Here is a 14,630-nt window from a genome sequence, read left to right as displayed (position 1 = left end):
CAGACCATCAGTGTGCAGATCTTCGGCGGGCGCGGCTACGACCGCTCCCACCCCGTCGAACGCCTCTACCGCGAACTGCGCGTCGACCGCATCTGGGAAGGCACCTCCGAGATCCAGCGCCTGATCATCGCGGGTGAGCTGGTCAAGCGCGGCACGGGTGTGCTGCGGCTGCCGGGGCCTGAGAGCGTCGGGTCGTCCGGTCCGCGGTCCCGGGGCCGCCGGGACCGGACCGGACGACCCGATCCGCTGAACCGATATCCGGGAGGCGAGCCGATGGCCGCGGACGAGCAGCCCCGCATCGAGCGGGTCGGTGTCGTGGGCTGCGGACTGATGGGATCCGGAATCGCCGAGGTGTGTGCGCTGCTGGGCGACCCGAAGGTCGACCTGGAGACGGCGGCCGGCGATCTGGGGGGCGGCCGGCACTCGGCGTGCCGCCCGTGTTCCCCGAGATCTGACCTCCGGCCCTCTCGGGCGGCTCCGGCCCTCTAGAGCGGCTCCGGGCGGGCCGGGCGCGAAGCTACCGCCCGGCCTTCCGCGTCGCCCGCAGCCATTCCTTGTTCATCGCCGCGATCGACGGCAGCGGGATGCCCTTCGGGCAGGCCGTCGCGCATGCACCAGTCAGTGTGCAGCCGCCGAAGCCCTCCTCGTCCATGGCGGCGACCATGTCGAGCACGCGCGTCTCACGCTCGGGTGCGCCCTGCGGCAGCACGTTGAGGTGGTTGATCTTCGCCGAGGTGAAGAGCATCGCCGAGCCGTTGGGGCAGGCCGCGACGCAGGCGCCGCAGCCGATGCACTCGGCGTGCTCGAAGGCGGAGTCGGCGTCGGCCTTGGGGACCGGGGTGGCGTGCGCCTCGGGGGCGGAGCCCGTCGGCACGGAGATGTAGCCGCCCGCCTGGATGATCCGGTCGAAGGCCGACCGGTCGACCACCAGGTCCTTCACCACCGGGAAGGCCGAGGCGCGCCACGGCTCGACGTCGATGGTGTCGCCGTCCGCGAAGGACCGCATGTGGAGCTGGCAGGTGGTGGTGCGCTCGGGGCCGTGGGCGTCGCCGTTGATGACGAGCGAGCAGGCGCCGCAGATGCCCTCGCGGCAGTCGTGGTCGAAGGCGACGGGTTCCTCGCCGCGCAGGATGAGTTCCTCGTTGAGGGTGTCGAGCATCTCCAGGAAGGACATGTCCGGGGTGATGCCGTCCACCTCGTAGGTGGCCATGGCGCCGGGGGCGTCGGCGTTCTTCTGACGCCAGACGCGAAGGTTGAGCTTCATGCGTAGCTCCGCTGGGTGGGGTGGACGTACTCGAAGACGAGGTCTTCCTTGTGCAGGACGGGGGCGTCGCCGGTTCCGGTGAACTCCCAGGCGGCCGCGTACGAGAATTCCTCGTCCTTCCGTGCCGCCTCGCCGTCGGGCGTCTGGGACTCCTCGCGGAAGTGGCCCCCGCACGACTCACTGCGGTTGAGCGCGTCGAGGCACATCAGCTCGGCGAGCTCCAGGTAGTCGACGATCCGGTTGGCCTTCTCGAGCGACTGGTTGAACTCCTCGCCGGTGCCGGGGACCTTGATCCGGCGCCAGAACTCGTCGCGGATCTGCGGGATCCGGTCGAGCGCCTTGAGAAGGCCCTCCTCCGTGCGCGCCATTCCGCAGAACTCCCACATCAGCTCGCCCAGTTCACGGTGGAACGAGTCGGGCGTGCGGTCGCCGTCGACGGCGAGGAGGAGGCCGATACGGTCCTCGGTCTCCGCGAGCACCTCGGCGACGGCGGGGTGCGCCGCGTCGACGGTGTCCGTGTTCGGGTTGCGGGCGAGGTAGTCGTTGATCGTCGACGGCAGGACGAAGTAGCCGTCGGCGAGGCCCTGCATCAGCGCCGAGGCGCCCAGGCGGTTGGCGCCGTGGTCGGAGAAGTTGGCCTCCCCGATGGCGAAGAGCCCCGGGACCGTGGTCTGGAGGTCGTAGTCGACCCAGAGGCCGCCCATCGTGTAGTGCACGGCGGGATAGATCCGCATCGGCACCTCGTACGGGTTCTCCGCGGTGATCCGCTCGTACATGTCGAAGAGGTTGCCGTACTTCTCCTCGACCTTCGCCCGGCCCATGCGCCGGATGGCGTCGGCGAAGTCGAGGTAGACGCCCTGGCCGCCGGGGCCGACGCCGCGGCCCTCGTCGCAGACGTTCTTCGCCGCGCGCGAGGCGATGTCGCGCGGGACGAGGTTGCCGAAGGAGGGGTAGATGCGCTCCAGGTAGTAGTCGCGCTCGTCCTCGGGGATCTCGTTGGCCGGCCGGGTGTCGCCCTGCGCCTTCGGCACCCAGATGCGCCCGTCGTTGCGGAGCGACTCGCTCATCAGTGTCAGCTTGGACTGGTGGTCACCGGTGCGCGGGATGCAGGTGGGGTGGATCTGGGTGAAGCAGGGGTTGGCGAAGTACGCGCCGCGCCTGTGGGCCCGCCAGACGGCGGTGGCGTTGGAGTTCATGGCGTTCGTCGACAGGTAGAAGACGTTGCCGTAGCCGCCGGTGGCCAGGACCACGGCGTCCGCGAAGTACGTGTCGATCTTCCCGGTGATCAGGTCGCGGGCGACGATCCCGCGGGCCCGTCCGCCGACGACGATCAGGTCGAGCATCTCCGTGCGCGGATGCATCTCGACGTTGCCGGCGGCGATCTGCCGGGAGAGCGCCTGGTAGGCGCCGAGGAGCAGCTGCTGGCCCGTCTGGCCGCGTGCGTAGAAGGTGCGCGAGACCTGGACGCCGCCGAAGGAGCGGGTGTCGAGGAGGCCACCGTACTCGCGGGCGAAGGGCACGCCTTGGGCGACGCACTGGTCGATGATCTCGACGGAGATCTGGGCGAGGCGGTGGACGTTGGACTCGCGGGCGCGGAAGTCGCCGCCCTTGACGGTGTCGTAGAAGAGGCGGTGGATGGAGTCGCCGTCGTTGCGGTAGTTCTTGGCCGCGTTGATGCCGCCCTGGGCGGCGATGGAGTGGGCGCGGCGCGGGGAGTCCTGGTAGCAGAACTGGACGACGTGGTAGCCCTGTTCGGCGAGCGTCGCGCCGGCCGAGCCGCCCGCGAGGCCGGTGCCCACGACGATGACCGTGTGCTTGCGGCGGTTGGCGGGGTTGACCAGCTTGGCCTCGAAGCGGCGGCGGTCCCAGCGTTCGGCGACAGGCCCGGTGGGTGCCTTGGTGTCGGCGATCGGCTCGCCGGTCTCGTAGTTCAGGTAGTTCATTGTCAGCTCACGACTCCGGTCATGACGGCGACGGGTACCGAGATGAAGCCCACCGTCAGTACCAGGGCAAGGACGTTGGCGGCGGACTTGAGAAGGCGGTCGCGGGTCGCGTTGCCCACGCCGAGGGTCTGGGCGGCGCTCCAGAAGCCGTGCCGGACGTGCAGGCCGACGGCGAGCATCGCCGTGATGTAGATGGTGTTGCCGTACCAGGTGGAGAAGGTCGCGAGGACGTTCTCGTACGGCCGCCCGTGCTGCGCGTTCTCGTTGACGGTGAGCGTGGTCAGGTCCAGCAGGTGCCAGACGATGAACAGGCCCAGGATGATCCCGCCCCAGCGCATGGTGCGGGTGGCGTAGCTCGCGCGGGGCCGCTTGTGGACGTACTTGCTGGGGCGTGCCCTGATGTCGCGCCTGCTCAGCTGGTACGCCGACACGCCGTGCAGCACGACGGCCGCGAGCAGCACCACGCGGACGATCCAGAGCGCCCACTCGTAGTGCAGGAAGGGCTCGCCGATGGTGCGCAGCCAGTGGGCGTAGCCGTTGAAGTCGTCGGATCCGAAGAAGATCTTGAGGTTGCCCAGCATGTGGAGGACCAGATAGCCGAGCATGATCAGGCCGCTCACGGCCATGACCGTCTTCTTCCCGACGGTCGATCCCCAGATTGTGCGGGTGATGGACGGTCGTCGGTCCGTCCGCGTTGCCAGAGCCATGGACCAGACGCTACGGCCGCGGGTGCCAAGAGGTCCAAGACATGGCCCGGCTGAACTCGATAGGCACTTCCTATCGAGGGCTATCGTGGTGCCATGCAGTTCCAGCAGCTCCAGTACTTCGTGGCCGTCGCCGAGACCCGGCACTTCACGCGGGCCGCGGAGCGGGTGCACGTGTCCCAGCCGTCGCTGTCGCAGCAGGTCAGGGCCCTGGAGAAGGAGCTCGGGGCGGAGCTGTTCAGCCGGGCGAGGGGCAACATCGCGCTCACGGACGCGGGCGAGGCGCTGCTGCCGCTGGCTCGGCGGATCCTCGCCGACGCGGACACCGCCCGGCACGAGGTGCAGGAGCTGGCCCAGCTGCGGCGCGGGCGGATCAGGCTCGGGGCGACGCCGAGCGTGTGCACCGGGCTGCTGCCGGACGTCCTGCGCGCGTTCCACGATCTGCACCCGGGGATCGAGCTGCTGATCGAGGAGGGCGGCTCGCACGATCTCGTACGAGAGCTGGCGCGCGGCGCACTGGACCTGGCGCTGGTGGTGCTGCCGCTGCCGACGCCGTCGCCGGCGCTGACCACGGTGGAGCTGCTGCAGGAGGACCTGGTGGTGGTGTCCTCGGCGGCTGCGGAGGCGCCGGTGCCGCGGCGGGCCGCCCGGATCGCGGATCTGCATGGGGTGCCGCTGGTGATGTTCCGGCACGGGTACGACCTGCGGGAGCTGACGGTGGCGGCGTGCCGGGCCGAGGGCTTCGAGCCCTCGTTCACGGTGGAGGGAGGCGAGATGGACGCGGTGCTCGGGTTCGTGCGGGCGGGGCTGGGCGTGGCGGTGGTGCCGCAGATGGTGGCGGCGCGGTCGGGGCGCGACCTGCGGGTGACGGCGCTGGCCCCGCCGGGGCTGCGGCGGACCATTGCGCTGGCCCACCGCAGCGATGTGGCGCCGCCGCGTGCGGCACGGGAGCTGCAGCGGCTGCTGCTGCGCACACGCACGCCTGGGCCTGCCCGGCCCGGCCCGGACGCGTGACCGGCCATGCGGCCCCGCAGGGCCCACCGTCGTCGGAGGGGCCGGTGCCTGGTCAGTGCCCACCCGTTCCTCGCCCTGGCGGCGGTCGTCATTGATCAAGCCCGAACCAGCCGTCACTCCGGCGACAACTGCCTGCCCACGGTGCCGGCCCAGTCGGCGAACGTGGTCCATGGAATGTCCGGGTAGCAACGGTGCAGCGCCGGGATGTCGACTCGGTAACCGGGCCCGTGAAGGTAGCTCCACATCGCGCCCATGTCCGCACTGCTTTCCCGGACGAGAGACAGGGGGACCTCCACGGCCTGGACGGGGCGGCCGAACAACTGCGCCAAGTCGTGGCCATCTGAAGAGGCGTGGGATCGTCGGACGCGACTTCGATCCTCCTGCCCAGATGTCCCGGGCGGTCTGCGACCACTGCGGCAACCAGTGCGCCCAGATCGTCGCGGGCGAGCTGCTGCAGCGGTCGCTCCGGCGGGAGCGGCAGTTCGCTCCTGCCCAGGGAACGGACCATGTCCCACACCGGCCTGTGGTTGACGCCCTGCGCCGGCGTTCCTCGGTGTGCCCGCCGGGAGCGGCGCAGAATCCCTCTCGTGCACGAGATGCCGGCACTCGTCCACGTCGGGTGGATGGAGCAACTGCCGCCTTACGAGCCTTCACGCCTTCACCCAGTCATCGTGTACTTCAAGGCCCGATTCGATGACACATCCAAACCGGATAGTGGGGCGTATCTGCGCGCAGCGATGTTAGGTTGCTCGTCGATGACTGAATCCAATCCCACGCCGCCATGCGCACAGCCCCCCAACGGGGATGCTTTGCGACTCCCCGCCGCCGGCGGGGCGGCTTCAGCTTGGATCACTCTGTTGACCACCGAGCACTACAATCTCCAGACTGCGCGTGCCGGCACAATCGGTGAGGCCAACGGCCGCGCCAGCATCTTTCTTGGGGCGGTGTCTGCCGCCCTTATCGCCCTCGGTTTCTACGGCCATGCGGGGCGCAGTGCCGGTACCACTATCTTTCAGATGGTGGTGCTTTCATCCTTGGCCTTCCTGGGCATCGTGACCTTCGTCCGATGCGTGGAAATCTCGATTGACGATTGGCATTTCTGCCTTCGCATCACGCAACTGCGCGCGATCTACACGGAGCTGGTACCGGAGCTGGCTGAGGCTCTCCGCGAGGTCGCGGGATCGGAACAGGCCGTGGTCATGCTTACACCGCGTCTGCGGCCGTTTCAGCGGATGCTCAGCGTTGCCGGCAGCATCGGCGTCATCACCAGCGTCATCATCGGCGCGGACGCAGGCGTCCTGGTCTACGGCGTCGGAGCTCCCGTCGCTGCCGCGCTTCCGTCCGGAGTTGCGATCGGATTGATCGCGGCCTGGGCCAGCGTACGTTTCCAGAGTGCTCGCTGGAAGGGTGCCACTGCCGCAGGAGCCACCGCGCCCGAATGACGAGGTGGGGCGTCGGCCGGTGCGGGCGAAGACCCCACCTCCGCCCTCCGGCCGCCTGCCGAGTGGCCTGTGCGCCGCTACCAGCCTCGGACGGTGGCGTGCATCTCCCACACGAGGATCTCCGCGCCCGCAGGCTGCTCGGCCGTGATGCGCTGGCCGCCGGTCGCAGTGAAGCGCACCGCGTCACCCTCCTGGAGCTCTCCTGTGCCCTCCAGGAGGACATTGCCTCTTGGCACGTACAGATGGAGGAACGGGGCCTCGGGCAGCACGACCGAGCCGCCCGCCGAGAGCCGCGCCGCATGCAGTGCGGCGTACTTGTTCCTGATGCGGATGGCGGTGGTGCCGGCGTGCTTGTCCATGCCGGAGGCGACCGTGGTCAGACCACCCCGCAGGAGCTCGTCGTCGATCTCCAACTGCTCGTATCCCGGGCGGATCCCGGCCTCGTCCGGGACGACCCACATCTGCACGAAGTGCACCGGGTCGGTATGGGTGCTCCCGCCCTCCAGGCGCCACGAGTCGTTCTTCTCCGAGTGCAGAATTCCCGTTCCCGCACTCATCCTCTGAGCCAGACCGGGGTAAATCAATCCGGAATGACCGGTGGAGTCCTGGTGCACCAAAGACCCCTGCAACACCCATGTGACGATTTCCATGTCCTGATGGGGATGGGTCTCGAAACCGGTCCCTGCCGTGACGATGTCGTCGTTGCTGACCAGCAGGAGACCATGATGGGTATTTTGCGGGTCGAAGTGACGGGAAAAGGAGAAGGAATGTTTGGAATCGAGCCAGGACAGGTTCGTTCTAAAACGTTCCCGATCGCGCCGCACATCGACGGTCGGCTGTACGGCTGAAGTCAACGCCGGCTCCCGTCAGTAGGAAATGAGTGGTCACAGCTTGGCCCTCGAAAGGCCCGGAACGGGGATCTCGGGAACGTGGTCGACGGAGGACCGGACATGGAGCTGAGCGCAGTGCTGGTCGGCGATCTCGGCGCAGATCCCGGCCACTTGCTCGCAGAGAGGCTCCCCGATGTCCGCCGCGGCCAAGGCCATGATCATCCTGTACTTGAGATCCTCCACCGTTCCTCCCATGCCGCCGGCTCATCGGATATACGCTAAGTGAGCCCTCGGCGCCTCGCCAGCCGGACCCGGCAGCCGTGCGGACGCGTCGGCCGGAAGGGTGCCCGGGGTGAAACAGGGGCGCGTTCCCGCGAGGCCGAGCGCGTGGGCCGGGCCACGAAGGCGCCTGGGGCGTCATGCACGCGGGCGTGACCGGCAGTGCCGAGGCTGTCAGCGGTTGCTGTTGACGCCGGGGGCATGCCGAGGGCGGTCAGGGCGCCGATGAACGCCATGGCGATGACGGCGCGCCGGGGTGGACGCATGCTGCGCGGGTGGCGAAGCAGGTCGGCGGGGCATTGAGGAGGGCGACCAGGACACCCGTTCCGAGGACGGAACCGAGTTGGCGGGCTTTCGCGCACCTCGGTGTTCTCCGTGGGCAGGGATTCCGGGCCCCACGCCCAGGCCCCCCTTGAGCGAGGCCGGCACGGCGGCGCCGTCCTCGTCGTCCTCGGCCAGCGGGCCCCGAGTCCCCGCCCGGGCGGAGCCCGGGCGCACCCCCCGGCCCGGGGCCGGGAGCCCGCCCCGGCCCGGGCGCAGGACGGAGGACTACACCGCGTCCGCCAAGGACAGGGAGTGGAGGCGGTCCGGCGGGCCGGGGCGGGCGTAATACCAGCCCTGGGCGGTGTCGCAGCCCAGTTGGCGCAGTTGCTCGGCCTGCGCGCCTGTCTCGACGCCCTCCACCGTCACCGCGAGTTCGAGGCTGTGCGCCAGGGAGACGATGCCCTCGACGATCTTGATGTCCACGGGGTCCGCCGGATGCCGCTGCATGCCCTGGGTGAACGAGCGGTCGAGCTTGAGGACGCTCACCGGGAGCCGCCGCAGATTGGCCAGATTCGAGTAGCCGGTGCCGAAGTCGTCGAGTGCTATGTCGACACCCATCTCGGCGAGTTGCCGCAGCGGCTTGAGGAGGTCCTCGTCCGCGCCGATCAGCGCGGACTCGGTAACCTCCAGGCACAGCGCCCCCGGCTCCAGGCCCGAGCGCTCCAGGACGTCCACCGTGTCGGCGACCAGTCCGGGATGGTGCAGTTGCGTCGGCGACAGGTTGACGTTGATCCGCAGGGGCCGTGCGGTCCCGCCGACCGGGGCCTGATCGTGCCAGAACCGGGCCTGGTTCACGGCCTCCTGGAGCACCCAGCGGCCCAGCGGCACGATCAGGCCGGTGTGCTCGGCGAGCGGGATGAACCGGTCGGGCCCGAGCACCCCGTGCTGCGGATGGCACCAGCGCACCAGCGCCTCCGCCCCGTACACACTGCCGTCGCCGAGGTGCACGAGCGGCTGGTACTCGATGAAGAACTCACCGCGCTCCAGCGCCGCGGGCAGCGCCGTGGTCAGCCCGTGCCGGGTGATCGCGCGGGCGTCCGCCTCCGGGTCGGCGAACTCGAAGCGGTTGCCGCCGGCCGCCTTGGCCCGGTACATGGTGATGTCGGCGCTGCGCAGCACCTCCGCCGACGTCCGCTCCCCCGCCGCCCCCTCGACGATCCCGATGCTGCCCCGGACACTGATCTCACGGCCGTCGAGCGTGATGGGCGTGGCCAGTACGGCGAGGATCCTGGCGGCGAGTTCGCGTACCTCGCGCGCGGTGTCCGCGCCGGTGGTCAGCGCGACGAACTCGTCGCCGCCGAGCCGGGCCACCATCTCGCCGGGCGCGGTGGCACAGCTCTGCAGCCGGTCGGCGACCTCGACGAGCAACCGGTCGCCCGCCGAGTGCCCGAGGCTGTCGTTGATGGCCTTGAAACCGTCGAGATCGAGGTAGCAGAGCCCGAAGCGGGCGCCTTCTCCTGCGGCCAGCGCCTTCTCCAGCCGTTCGAAGAAGAGCGTGCGGTTGGGCAGTCCGGTGAGCGCGTCGTGCGTGGCCTCGTACCGCAGCCGGAGGTTGAGCAGCCGGCGCTCGGTGGTGTCCTCCATCAGCGCCAGCTGGTACTGCGGCTTGCCGTCGGCGTCCCGCAGCAGCGACACGGTGAGGTTGGTCCACAGCACCGTGCCGTCGTTGCGGAAGAACGGCTTCTCGACCCGGAAGTGCTCGCGGTCGCCGCGTACGAGCTCCTCGTACAGCTCCCAGACCTGCGGCCGGTCCTCGGGGTGGGCCCACTCGCTGACCTTGCGTCCGCGGACGTGGTGTTCCAGTCCCCCGAACATCCGGGTCAGGGTGTCGTTGACCTCCAGTACATTGCCCTCGAGATCGGCGATTCCGATGCCGACCGCCGCGCCCTCGAACACCGCGCGGAAGCGGGTCTCGGTCGTATGCAGGGCCTGCATGGCGTCGCTGCGCGCCGCGAGCGCCGACCGCGCGATGGCCTCCTGTTCGGTGAGGGTGCGCTCGCGCAGCGCATGGGCGTACCCGGCCGCAAGCGCGTGCTGCAGCCGGGCGCAGCGGGCGCGGCTGTCCTCGGCGGACTCCTGGGCGTTTCCGCAGTAGAGGACCAGATACGCATCGACGACGCCGAGGGTACGGCTGAGCGCGTCCGGGTCGGTGCAGTGCGCATCGACGAGGGCGGCTCCGACCCGCTGGGCGGCGGCGGTCTCCAGGGGACGCGCGTGCAGCGCGTCGCTCAACTGCCTGGCCAGGGGCAGCAGATGCTGTTCGAACTCGGCTCTGGTCAGCGACGTGGCCGTCACCGGGAAGATCGCCCGGCTCCAGATGGTCGCGAACCGCTGAAGTCTGTCCTCCAGGCCGTCCGGGCCCGCCGAGGGCCCCGGTGCCTGCGACGGCGGCATCACGCCTTGCGCCCCACCCCTGCGAAGCCCGAGAAGGCGTATGGGTCCTCCTGCTCGGCCGGGGTCTCGGGCCTCCACTCCGCCATGTGCACCAGTCCGGGTTCGACCAGCTCGAAGCCGTCGAAGAACCGCGCGATCTCTTCGCGGGTGCGCATGATCAGCGGGTTGCGGATGTCCTTGTAGACGCCGACCGCGCCGCCCACCCGCTCCTCGGCGACGGGGACGCCGTCGTACGAGGCGTGCGTGACGAGAATGAGGCTGCCGGGCGCCAGGGCGTCCCGCAGCTCGGCGACGGCACGCTGCGGTTCGTCGGCGTCCTCGATGAAGTGCAGGACGGAGACCAGCAGCAGGGCGACGGGGCGGTCCAGGTCGAGGAGTTCGGCGACCTCCGGGCTGTCGAGGATCTCGTGCGGCTTGCGCAGGTCGGCCCTGACGATGCCGGCGTTCTCGTTGCCCTCCAGCACCGCCTGGCTGTGCGCGACGGCGACCGGGTCGTGGTCGACGTAGACGACGCGCGCACCCGGGCTGGCCTCCTGGGCCACTTCGTGGACATTGCCGAAGGTCGGAATGCCCGAGCCGATGTCGAGGAACTGGGTGATGCCCTCGCTCACCGCGTGGCGCACGACGCGGCGCATCACGGCCCGGTTCGCCTGCATGATCTTGGGAAGGCCGGGGACGAACTCCATCGCCTTGCGCGCCGCTTCCCTGTCGACCTCGAAGTTGTGCGAGCCGCCCAGGTAGTAGTCGTAAATGCGGGACACGCTCGGCACCGATATGTCGATGCCCGGCGGGGCCCAGGCGGGACGCTCCATTGATATCTCCAACAAGTCGCCACGGGACGTACGGCCATGCAAATGGCCGGTGTTCGAGCCGAGGCTACTGATCGCCCGCCAAATGAGCGAGCAGAAACGGAAATTACCGGTCCGTTCTTGGTCACACATGCCGTCGGCACGTGCGGCCGGCCCGCCGTCACGCGGGGGGCGTGAACGGCGGGCCGTCGGGCCGGAAGCGCTGCGTGGGGACTACTTGGACGCTCCGACCAGCTTCCCCTGGGGCGATACGGCGTACCAGGTACCGCCCACGCCCTGGCCGTTGGTGTCACCGGGCTTGGAGTCGCCGGAGTAGGTGTAGATCGGCCAGCAGTCGATGGTCTGCTGCTGGATTCCGTCGGGACGGTCGAAGGTGACGAAGCCCTTCTTGAGGATGCCCTCGGTGTCGTTCTTGCCGACCGGCGCGACGACCGGCCACTTCTCCAGGCAGGCCCCGGTGCAGGCGGTCTTCATCGGCCAGGCCGAGTCCTTCTTGAAGCGGTAGACCGTCATGCCGTTCTTGTCCACGACGATGTCGCCGAGCTTGGGGTCCTTGCGGACGGAGAGGCCCGCGAGGTCGGCGGGTTCGCCGCCGGCCTCTTCCGCGCCGTCGCCGGCACCGCCGGGGGCGGCCTTCTTGCCGTCCGGGGCCGAGGCGAACCATGTGCCGCCCACGCCCTGGCCGTTGACGTCACCGGGCTTGGTGTCCTTGGCGTACCGGTACATCGGCCAGCCGCCGATGGTGAGCTGCTTGCTGCCGTCGGCCCGGGTGACCTCACCGATCACCGAGTCGTCGGTGCCGGGGGCGGCGGTGACGTCGCCGGCCGCCACGACCGGCCAGGCCTTCGCGCAATCGCCTTCGCAATTCGACTTCGGCGGGCTGGCGGTGTCCTTGTCGAAGCGGTAGAGGGTGAAGCCCTCGCTGTCGGTGAGGACCTTGCCGAGCTTCTTGCTGTCCGCGACAGCGAGCTGTCCCGCCGTCTTGGGGGCGGTCGCGGCGTCGGCGCCGGATCCGTACCCGTCGCCGTATCCGTCGGCGGCCGGCTGCTGCGCGGGGTTGGCCGCACCGACCGCCTGACCATTGGGTGTTGTCGTGCCCTGCTCCTGACCGCACGCCGTCGTCAGCGCGAGTACGGCCGCTGCAGTCACCGCGAGCGAGGCGTTACGCCAGGTATTCATGTCAACTCCCGTTGTGCCTGGTCCTGTTGTGGCGCCTGGGGTGCGCCCCGTTGATGACCCTAGGTACGGGCGGGAGGGCTCGGAGCGTTCAAAGGGATCCGGAAAAATCTTTCGGAGCCGCAAACCCGGTCTGCCGACAACCCCACCATCAGGGGAATCGGGACCTGTTCGGGCGTGCCCGGCACACCTGTGGATCATGCTCACCGGCGTGTACGGATCGCTCGTCAGGCGGCTCTTGTCAGCCGCCGCACTCGCCTGGCTGCTGGCGGCCCCGGTGCCCGCCGCTGCCGACAACTGCGCGTACGCCTCGGTCGGCGGCGACGGCTCGGCCTCGGCCGTGGCGGTCGCGGGCAGCGGCCACTGCACGGCCGGCCCGTCGCCCGCCCCGAAGCCGACTCCTCCGCAGCGGCCGGCCCCGCCACCGCCACCCGAGCCACCACCGCCTCCGCCTCCACCTCCGCCACCACCGCCTCCGCGGGTCGAGCCCGAGCCTCCCCCGCCACCTCCCCCGCCTCCGCCGCCCTCGCCGTCCGTACGGCCGAAGTCCGCTCAGCCGAGTCCGGTCGCGCTGCCCCACTACCGCAGACCACAGCGCGAGGAACCGCGGGGCGGCCCGTCGCTCGTGTCCCTCACGCTCCTTGTCACCGCGCCCGCGGTGCTCGCCGCGGCCTTTCTTCGTCCCCGCTCCCGCTAGCCTCCGGAGGTATTTGTGTCGGAATGGGTCGTACTGACGATCGCGATGGCCGCCGCATGCGCGGTCGTCCTGACGATCACGGTCATCAACCACCGCCGCATCGGCGAGGACGACGACCCGTCGGAGACCCCCTGCGTCATCGAGTACATGACGATGATGATCGGGGTGGTGTACGCGATCGTGCTGGGCCTGGCCATCGCGGGCGTCTGGGAGGCGCGCAGCTCGGCCCAGGACTCGGTGCGCCACGAGGCCCAGGCGCTGCACGAGGTGCACGCCCGCGCCGAGGTGTACCCGGCCGGGGTGCGCACCCGCATCCGGAACGACATCGACGCCTACGTCAGCCAAGTCGTCAACGACGAGTGGCGCGCCATGGCCGAGAAGGGCACCCTCACGGAACGCGGCGACGAACTCCTCGCGCAGGTGCGGCGCGACGTCACGGACTACGTGCCGAAGACCGACCACGAGGGACAGGCCTACCAACCGATGGTGGACCAGGTCGCGGCGGCCGACGATGCCAGAGGCTCGAGGGGCCAGAGCATCGAGGCGACGATGCCCGGCGTGGTGTGGTTCGGACTGATCACGGGCGCCGCGGTAACAGTTGGCCTGATCTTTACGCTCCAGATTCGCCGGACTTTCCGGGAACTGCTTCTCGCAGGGCTGTTCAGCGCACTGATCGCCTTCCTGCTCTTTCTTATCTGGGATTTCGACGCACCGTTCGGACGTGGCATTTCGGCCACGGCCGATCCGTTCATCGCCCTCTTCCCACAGATCCACGAATGACGCCTCATGAGGGTCCGAGGCACCCGCGTGGCGTAGCGCCGATACCCATGTCGTTCCGCCACTCGGGTGACCTGCGTGCCCCATTCGCCCGTCTGAGATCGCGGGTGTGATAGTGCGCTCCTAGCGTTCCGGGTATCGAGGTGCATTCCCTGCCTTTGTGGAAACCCGTTCCGCAGCTGCTCCTCGGGGACCCGGAGGATTGATCATGCGCGCGATACCCGTCGCGTCCGCCGCTCTGCTGGGAGCGGCCGCCCTCGCCCTCACCACTTCCGCGGCGACAGCCGCAGCCGGTGCCGACGGCTCGGGCGGCGCCCCCGCGGCACCACGCAAGCAGCCCTTCTCGTTCTCCGTCTCACCCTCGACCGTCGCCCCGGGCGGGCAGGTCACCCTGACCGTGTCCGGCTGCAACACCTCGGCCACGGCCTCCTCCGGCGTCTTCGACACCGTCACCATCCCGCCGGGCCTCACGGGCACGGCGACGGTCGACTCGGACGCCAGACGTGGTGCCGTGTACTCGGTGACGTTCACCTGCCGAGGCCAGTCGGGGACGAGCGATCTGACCATCGCCGGCGGCACGAGCGCCGCCACGACCCGCTCGACGGCCACGGCCGCCGCCGCCTCCCCCCAGGGAGTCAGGGGCGGCCTCGGCGGCAGCGTCGAGAGGATGGACGCCGGCGAGATCATTACCGGTGCGGTGCTCGTGCTGGTCGCGTCGGGCGGCGTCTTCTACGTGGTGCGCAGGCACCTGGGCAACCGGCTCCACTAGCAGGCCCCGCCACCGCCGCGCCCGCCTCATCCCGCACTCCGCGGAAGAACCACAACCACAACCACACAGCAGCACAAGCCCGTTGGGAAGGAGACCAGTAGCAGGGGGGGGGGGACGGGGAGGGGGGGAGGAGAGGGGGGGGGCGGGGGGGAGGGATGTTCAGTAAGCTGGGGGGGGATGCCCGAGAAGACGGACCCATCGCCAGCGG

General features: G+C 69.8%; 13 protein-coding genes and 1 pseudogene. 5 read left to right on the top strand and 9 right to left on the bottom strand.

Annotated features, from left to right (window positions below):
- Positions 1–9: 9 nt before the first annotated feature.
- Positions 10–150, top strand: a pseudogene (locus ACFV9O_RS26130) (acyl-CoA dehydrogenase family protein); the annotation flags it as partial.
- Between the two features lie 367 nt (positions 151–517).
- Here the strand turns inward: ACFV9O_RS26130 and ACFV9O_RS26125 are convergent.
- Genes ACFV9O_RS26125 through ACFV9O_RS26115 form a run of 3 tightly spaced genes read right to left on the bottom strand, consistent with a single transcriptional unit; the run spans position 518 to position 3,914 of the window.
- Complete coding sequence (locus ACFV9O_RS26125; RefSeq protein WP_385421732.1) at positions 518–1,264, bottom strand: succinate dehydrogenase/fumarate reductase iron-sulfur subunit; 747 nt, start codon at positions 1,262–1,264, stop codon at positions 518–520.
- On the bottom strand, positions 1,261–3,207 hold the full coding sequence (locus ACFV9O_RS26120; RefSeq protein ID WP_385421729.1) for a fumarate reductase/succinate dehydrogenase flavoprotein subunit: 1,947 nt from the start codon (positions 3,205–3,207) through the stop codon (positions 1,261–1,263). The genes ACFV9O_RS26125 and ACFV9O_RS26120 overlap by 4 nt, the downstream gene beginning before the upstream one ends.
- Before the next feature lie 2 nt (positions 3,208–3,209).
- The gene (locus ACFV9O_RS26115; protein WP_385421727.1) at positions 3,210–3,914 is read right to left on the bottom strand and encodes a succinate dehydrogenase; all 705 of its coding nucleotides are present in this window, start codon (positions 3,912–3,914) and stop codon (positions 3,210–3,212) included.
- Positions 3,915–4,007: 93 nt separating this feature from the next.
- On the opposite strand from ACFV9O_RS26115, the gene ACFV9O_RS26110 reads away from it, so the two are divergent.
- On the top strand, positions 4,008–4,925 hold the full coding sequence (locus ACFV9O_RS26110) for a LysR family transcriptional regulator (RefSeq protein WP_385421724.1): 918 nt from the start codon (positions 4,008–4,010) through the stop codon (positions 4,923–4,925).
- Positions 4,926–5,038: 113 nt separating this feature from the next.
- Here the strand turns inward: ACFV9O_RS26110 and ACFV9O_RS26105 are convergent, their stop codons facing one another.
- Positions 5,039–5,254 carry a hypothetical protein gene (locus ACFV9O_RS26105; RefSeq protein ID WP_385421721.1) on the bottom strand — a complete coding sequence of 72 codons (216 nt, stop codon included), beginning with the start codon at positions 5,252–5,254 and terminating at the stop codon, positions 5,039–5,041.
- Positions 5,255–5,512: 258 nt separating this feature from the next.
- Here ACFV9O_RS26105 and ACFV9O_RS26100 point away from each other — a divergent pair, with 258 nt between their 5' ends.
- Positions 5,513–6,367 (top strand): hypothetical protein, encoded by an 855-nt coding sequence (locus ACFV9O_RS26100; protein ID WP_385421719.1) that lies wholly within the window; start codon positions 5,513–5,515, stop codon positions 6,365–6,367.
- Between the two features lie 77 nt (positions 6,368–6,444).
- On the opposite strand, the gene ACFV9O_RS26095 is transcribed toward ACFV9O_RS26100, so the two are convergent.
- From ACFV9O_RS26095 to ACFV9O_RS26075, 5 genes are all read right to left on the bottom strand, one after another.
- Positions 6,445–7,221 (bottom strand): pirin family protein, encoded by a 777-nt coding sequence (locus ACFV9O_RS26095; protein ID WP_385421716.1) that lies wholly within the window; start codon positions 7,219–7,221, stop codon positions 6,445–6,447.
- 30 nt (positions 7,222–7,251) lie between these two features.
- On the bottom strand, positions 7,252–7,452 hold the full coding sequence (locus ACFV9O_RS26090; RefSeq protein ID WP_385421713.1) for a hypothetical protein: 201 nt from the start codon (positions 7,450–7,452) through the stop codon (positions 7,252–7,254).
- A 573-nt stretch (positions 7,453–8,025) separates the two neighbouring features.
- Entirely contained in the window at positions 8,026–10,194 is a 2,169-nt protein-coding gene (locus tag ACFV9O_RS26085) for a putative bifunctional diguanylate cyclase/phosphodiesterase (RefSeq protein WP_385421711.1), read from the bottom strand.
- Entirely contained in the window at positions 10,194–11,006 is an 813-nt protein-coding gene (locus ACFV9O_RS26080; protein WP_385421708.1) for an SAM-dependent methyltransferase, read from the bottom strand. Before ACFV9O_RS26080 ends, ACFV9O_RS26085 begins: the two co-directional genes overlap by 1 nt.
- A 210-nt stretch (positions 11,007–11,216) precedes the next feature.
- Complete coding sequence (locus ACFV9O_RS26075; RefSeq protein ID WP_385421705.1) at positions 11,217–12,182, bottom strand: SCO0930 family lipoprotein; 966 nt, start codon at positions 12,180–12,182, stop codon at positions 11,217–11,219.
- Positions 12,183–12,891: 709 nt separating this feature from the next.
- Here ACFV9O_RS26075 and ACFV9O_RS26070 point away from each other — a divergent pair.
- A complete protein-coding gene (locus ACFV9O_RS26070) occupies positions 12,892–13,656 on the top strand; it encodes a hypothetical protein (RefSeq protein WP_385421702.1) in 765 nt (254 codons plus the stop codon).
- Positions 13,657–13,861: 205 nt separating this feature from the next.
- Positions 13,862–14,422, top strand: coding sequence for a hypothetical protein (locus ACFV9O_RS26065; RefSeq protein ID WP_385421699.1), 561 nt, complete (start codon positions 13,862–13,864; stop codon positions 14,420–14,422).
- Positions 14,423–14,630: the final 208 nt, after the last annotated feature.

The sequence above is a fragment of the Streptomyces sp. NPDC059909 genome (assembly GCF_042730885.1).
Lineage (GTDB): Bacteria > Actinomycetota > Actinomycetes > Streptomycetales > Streptomycetaceae > Streptomyces.
This window is presented reverse-complemented; position numbering and strand designations above follow the sequence as displayed.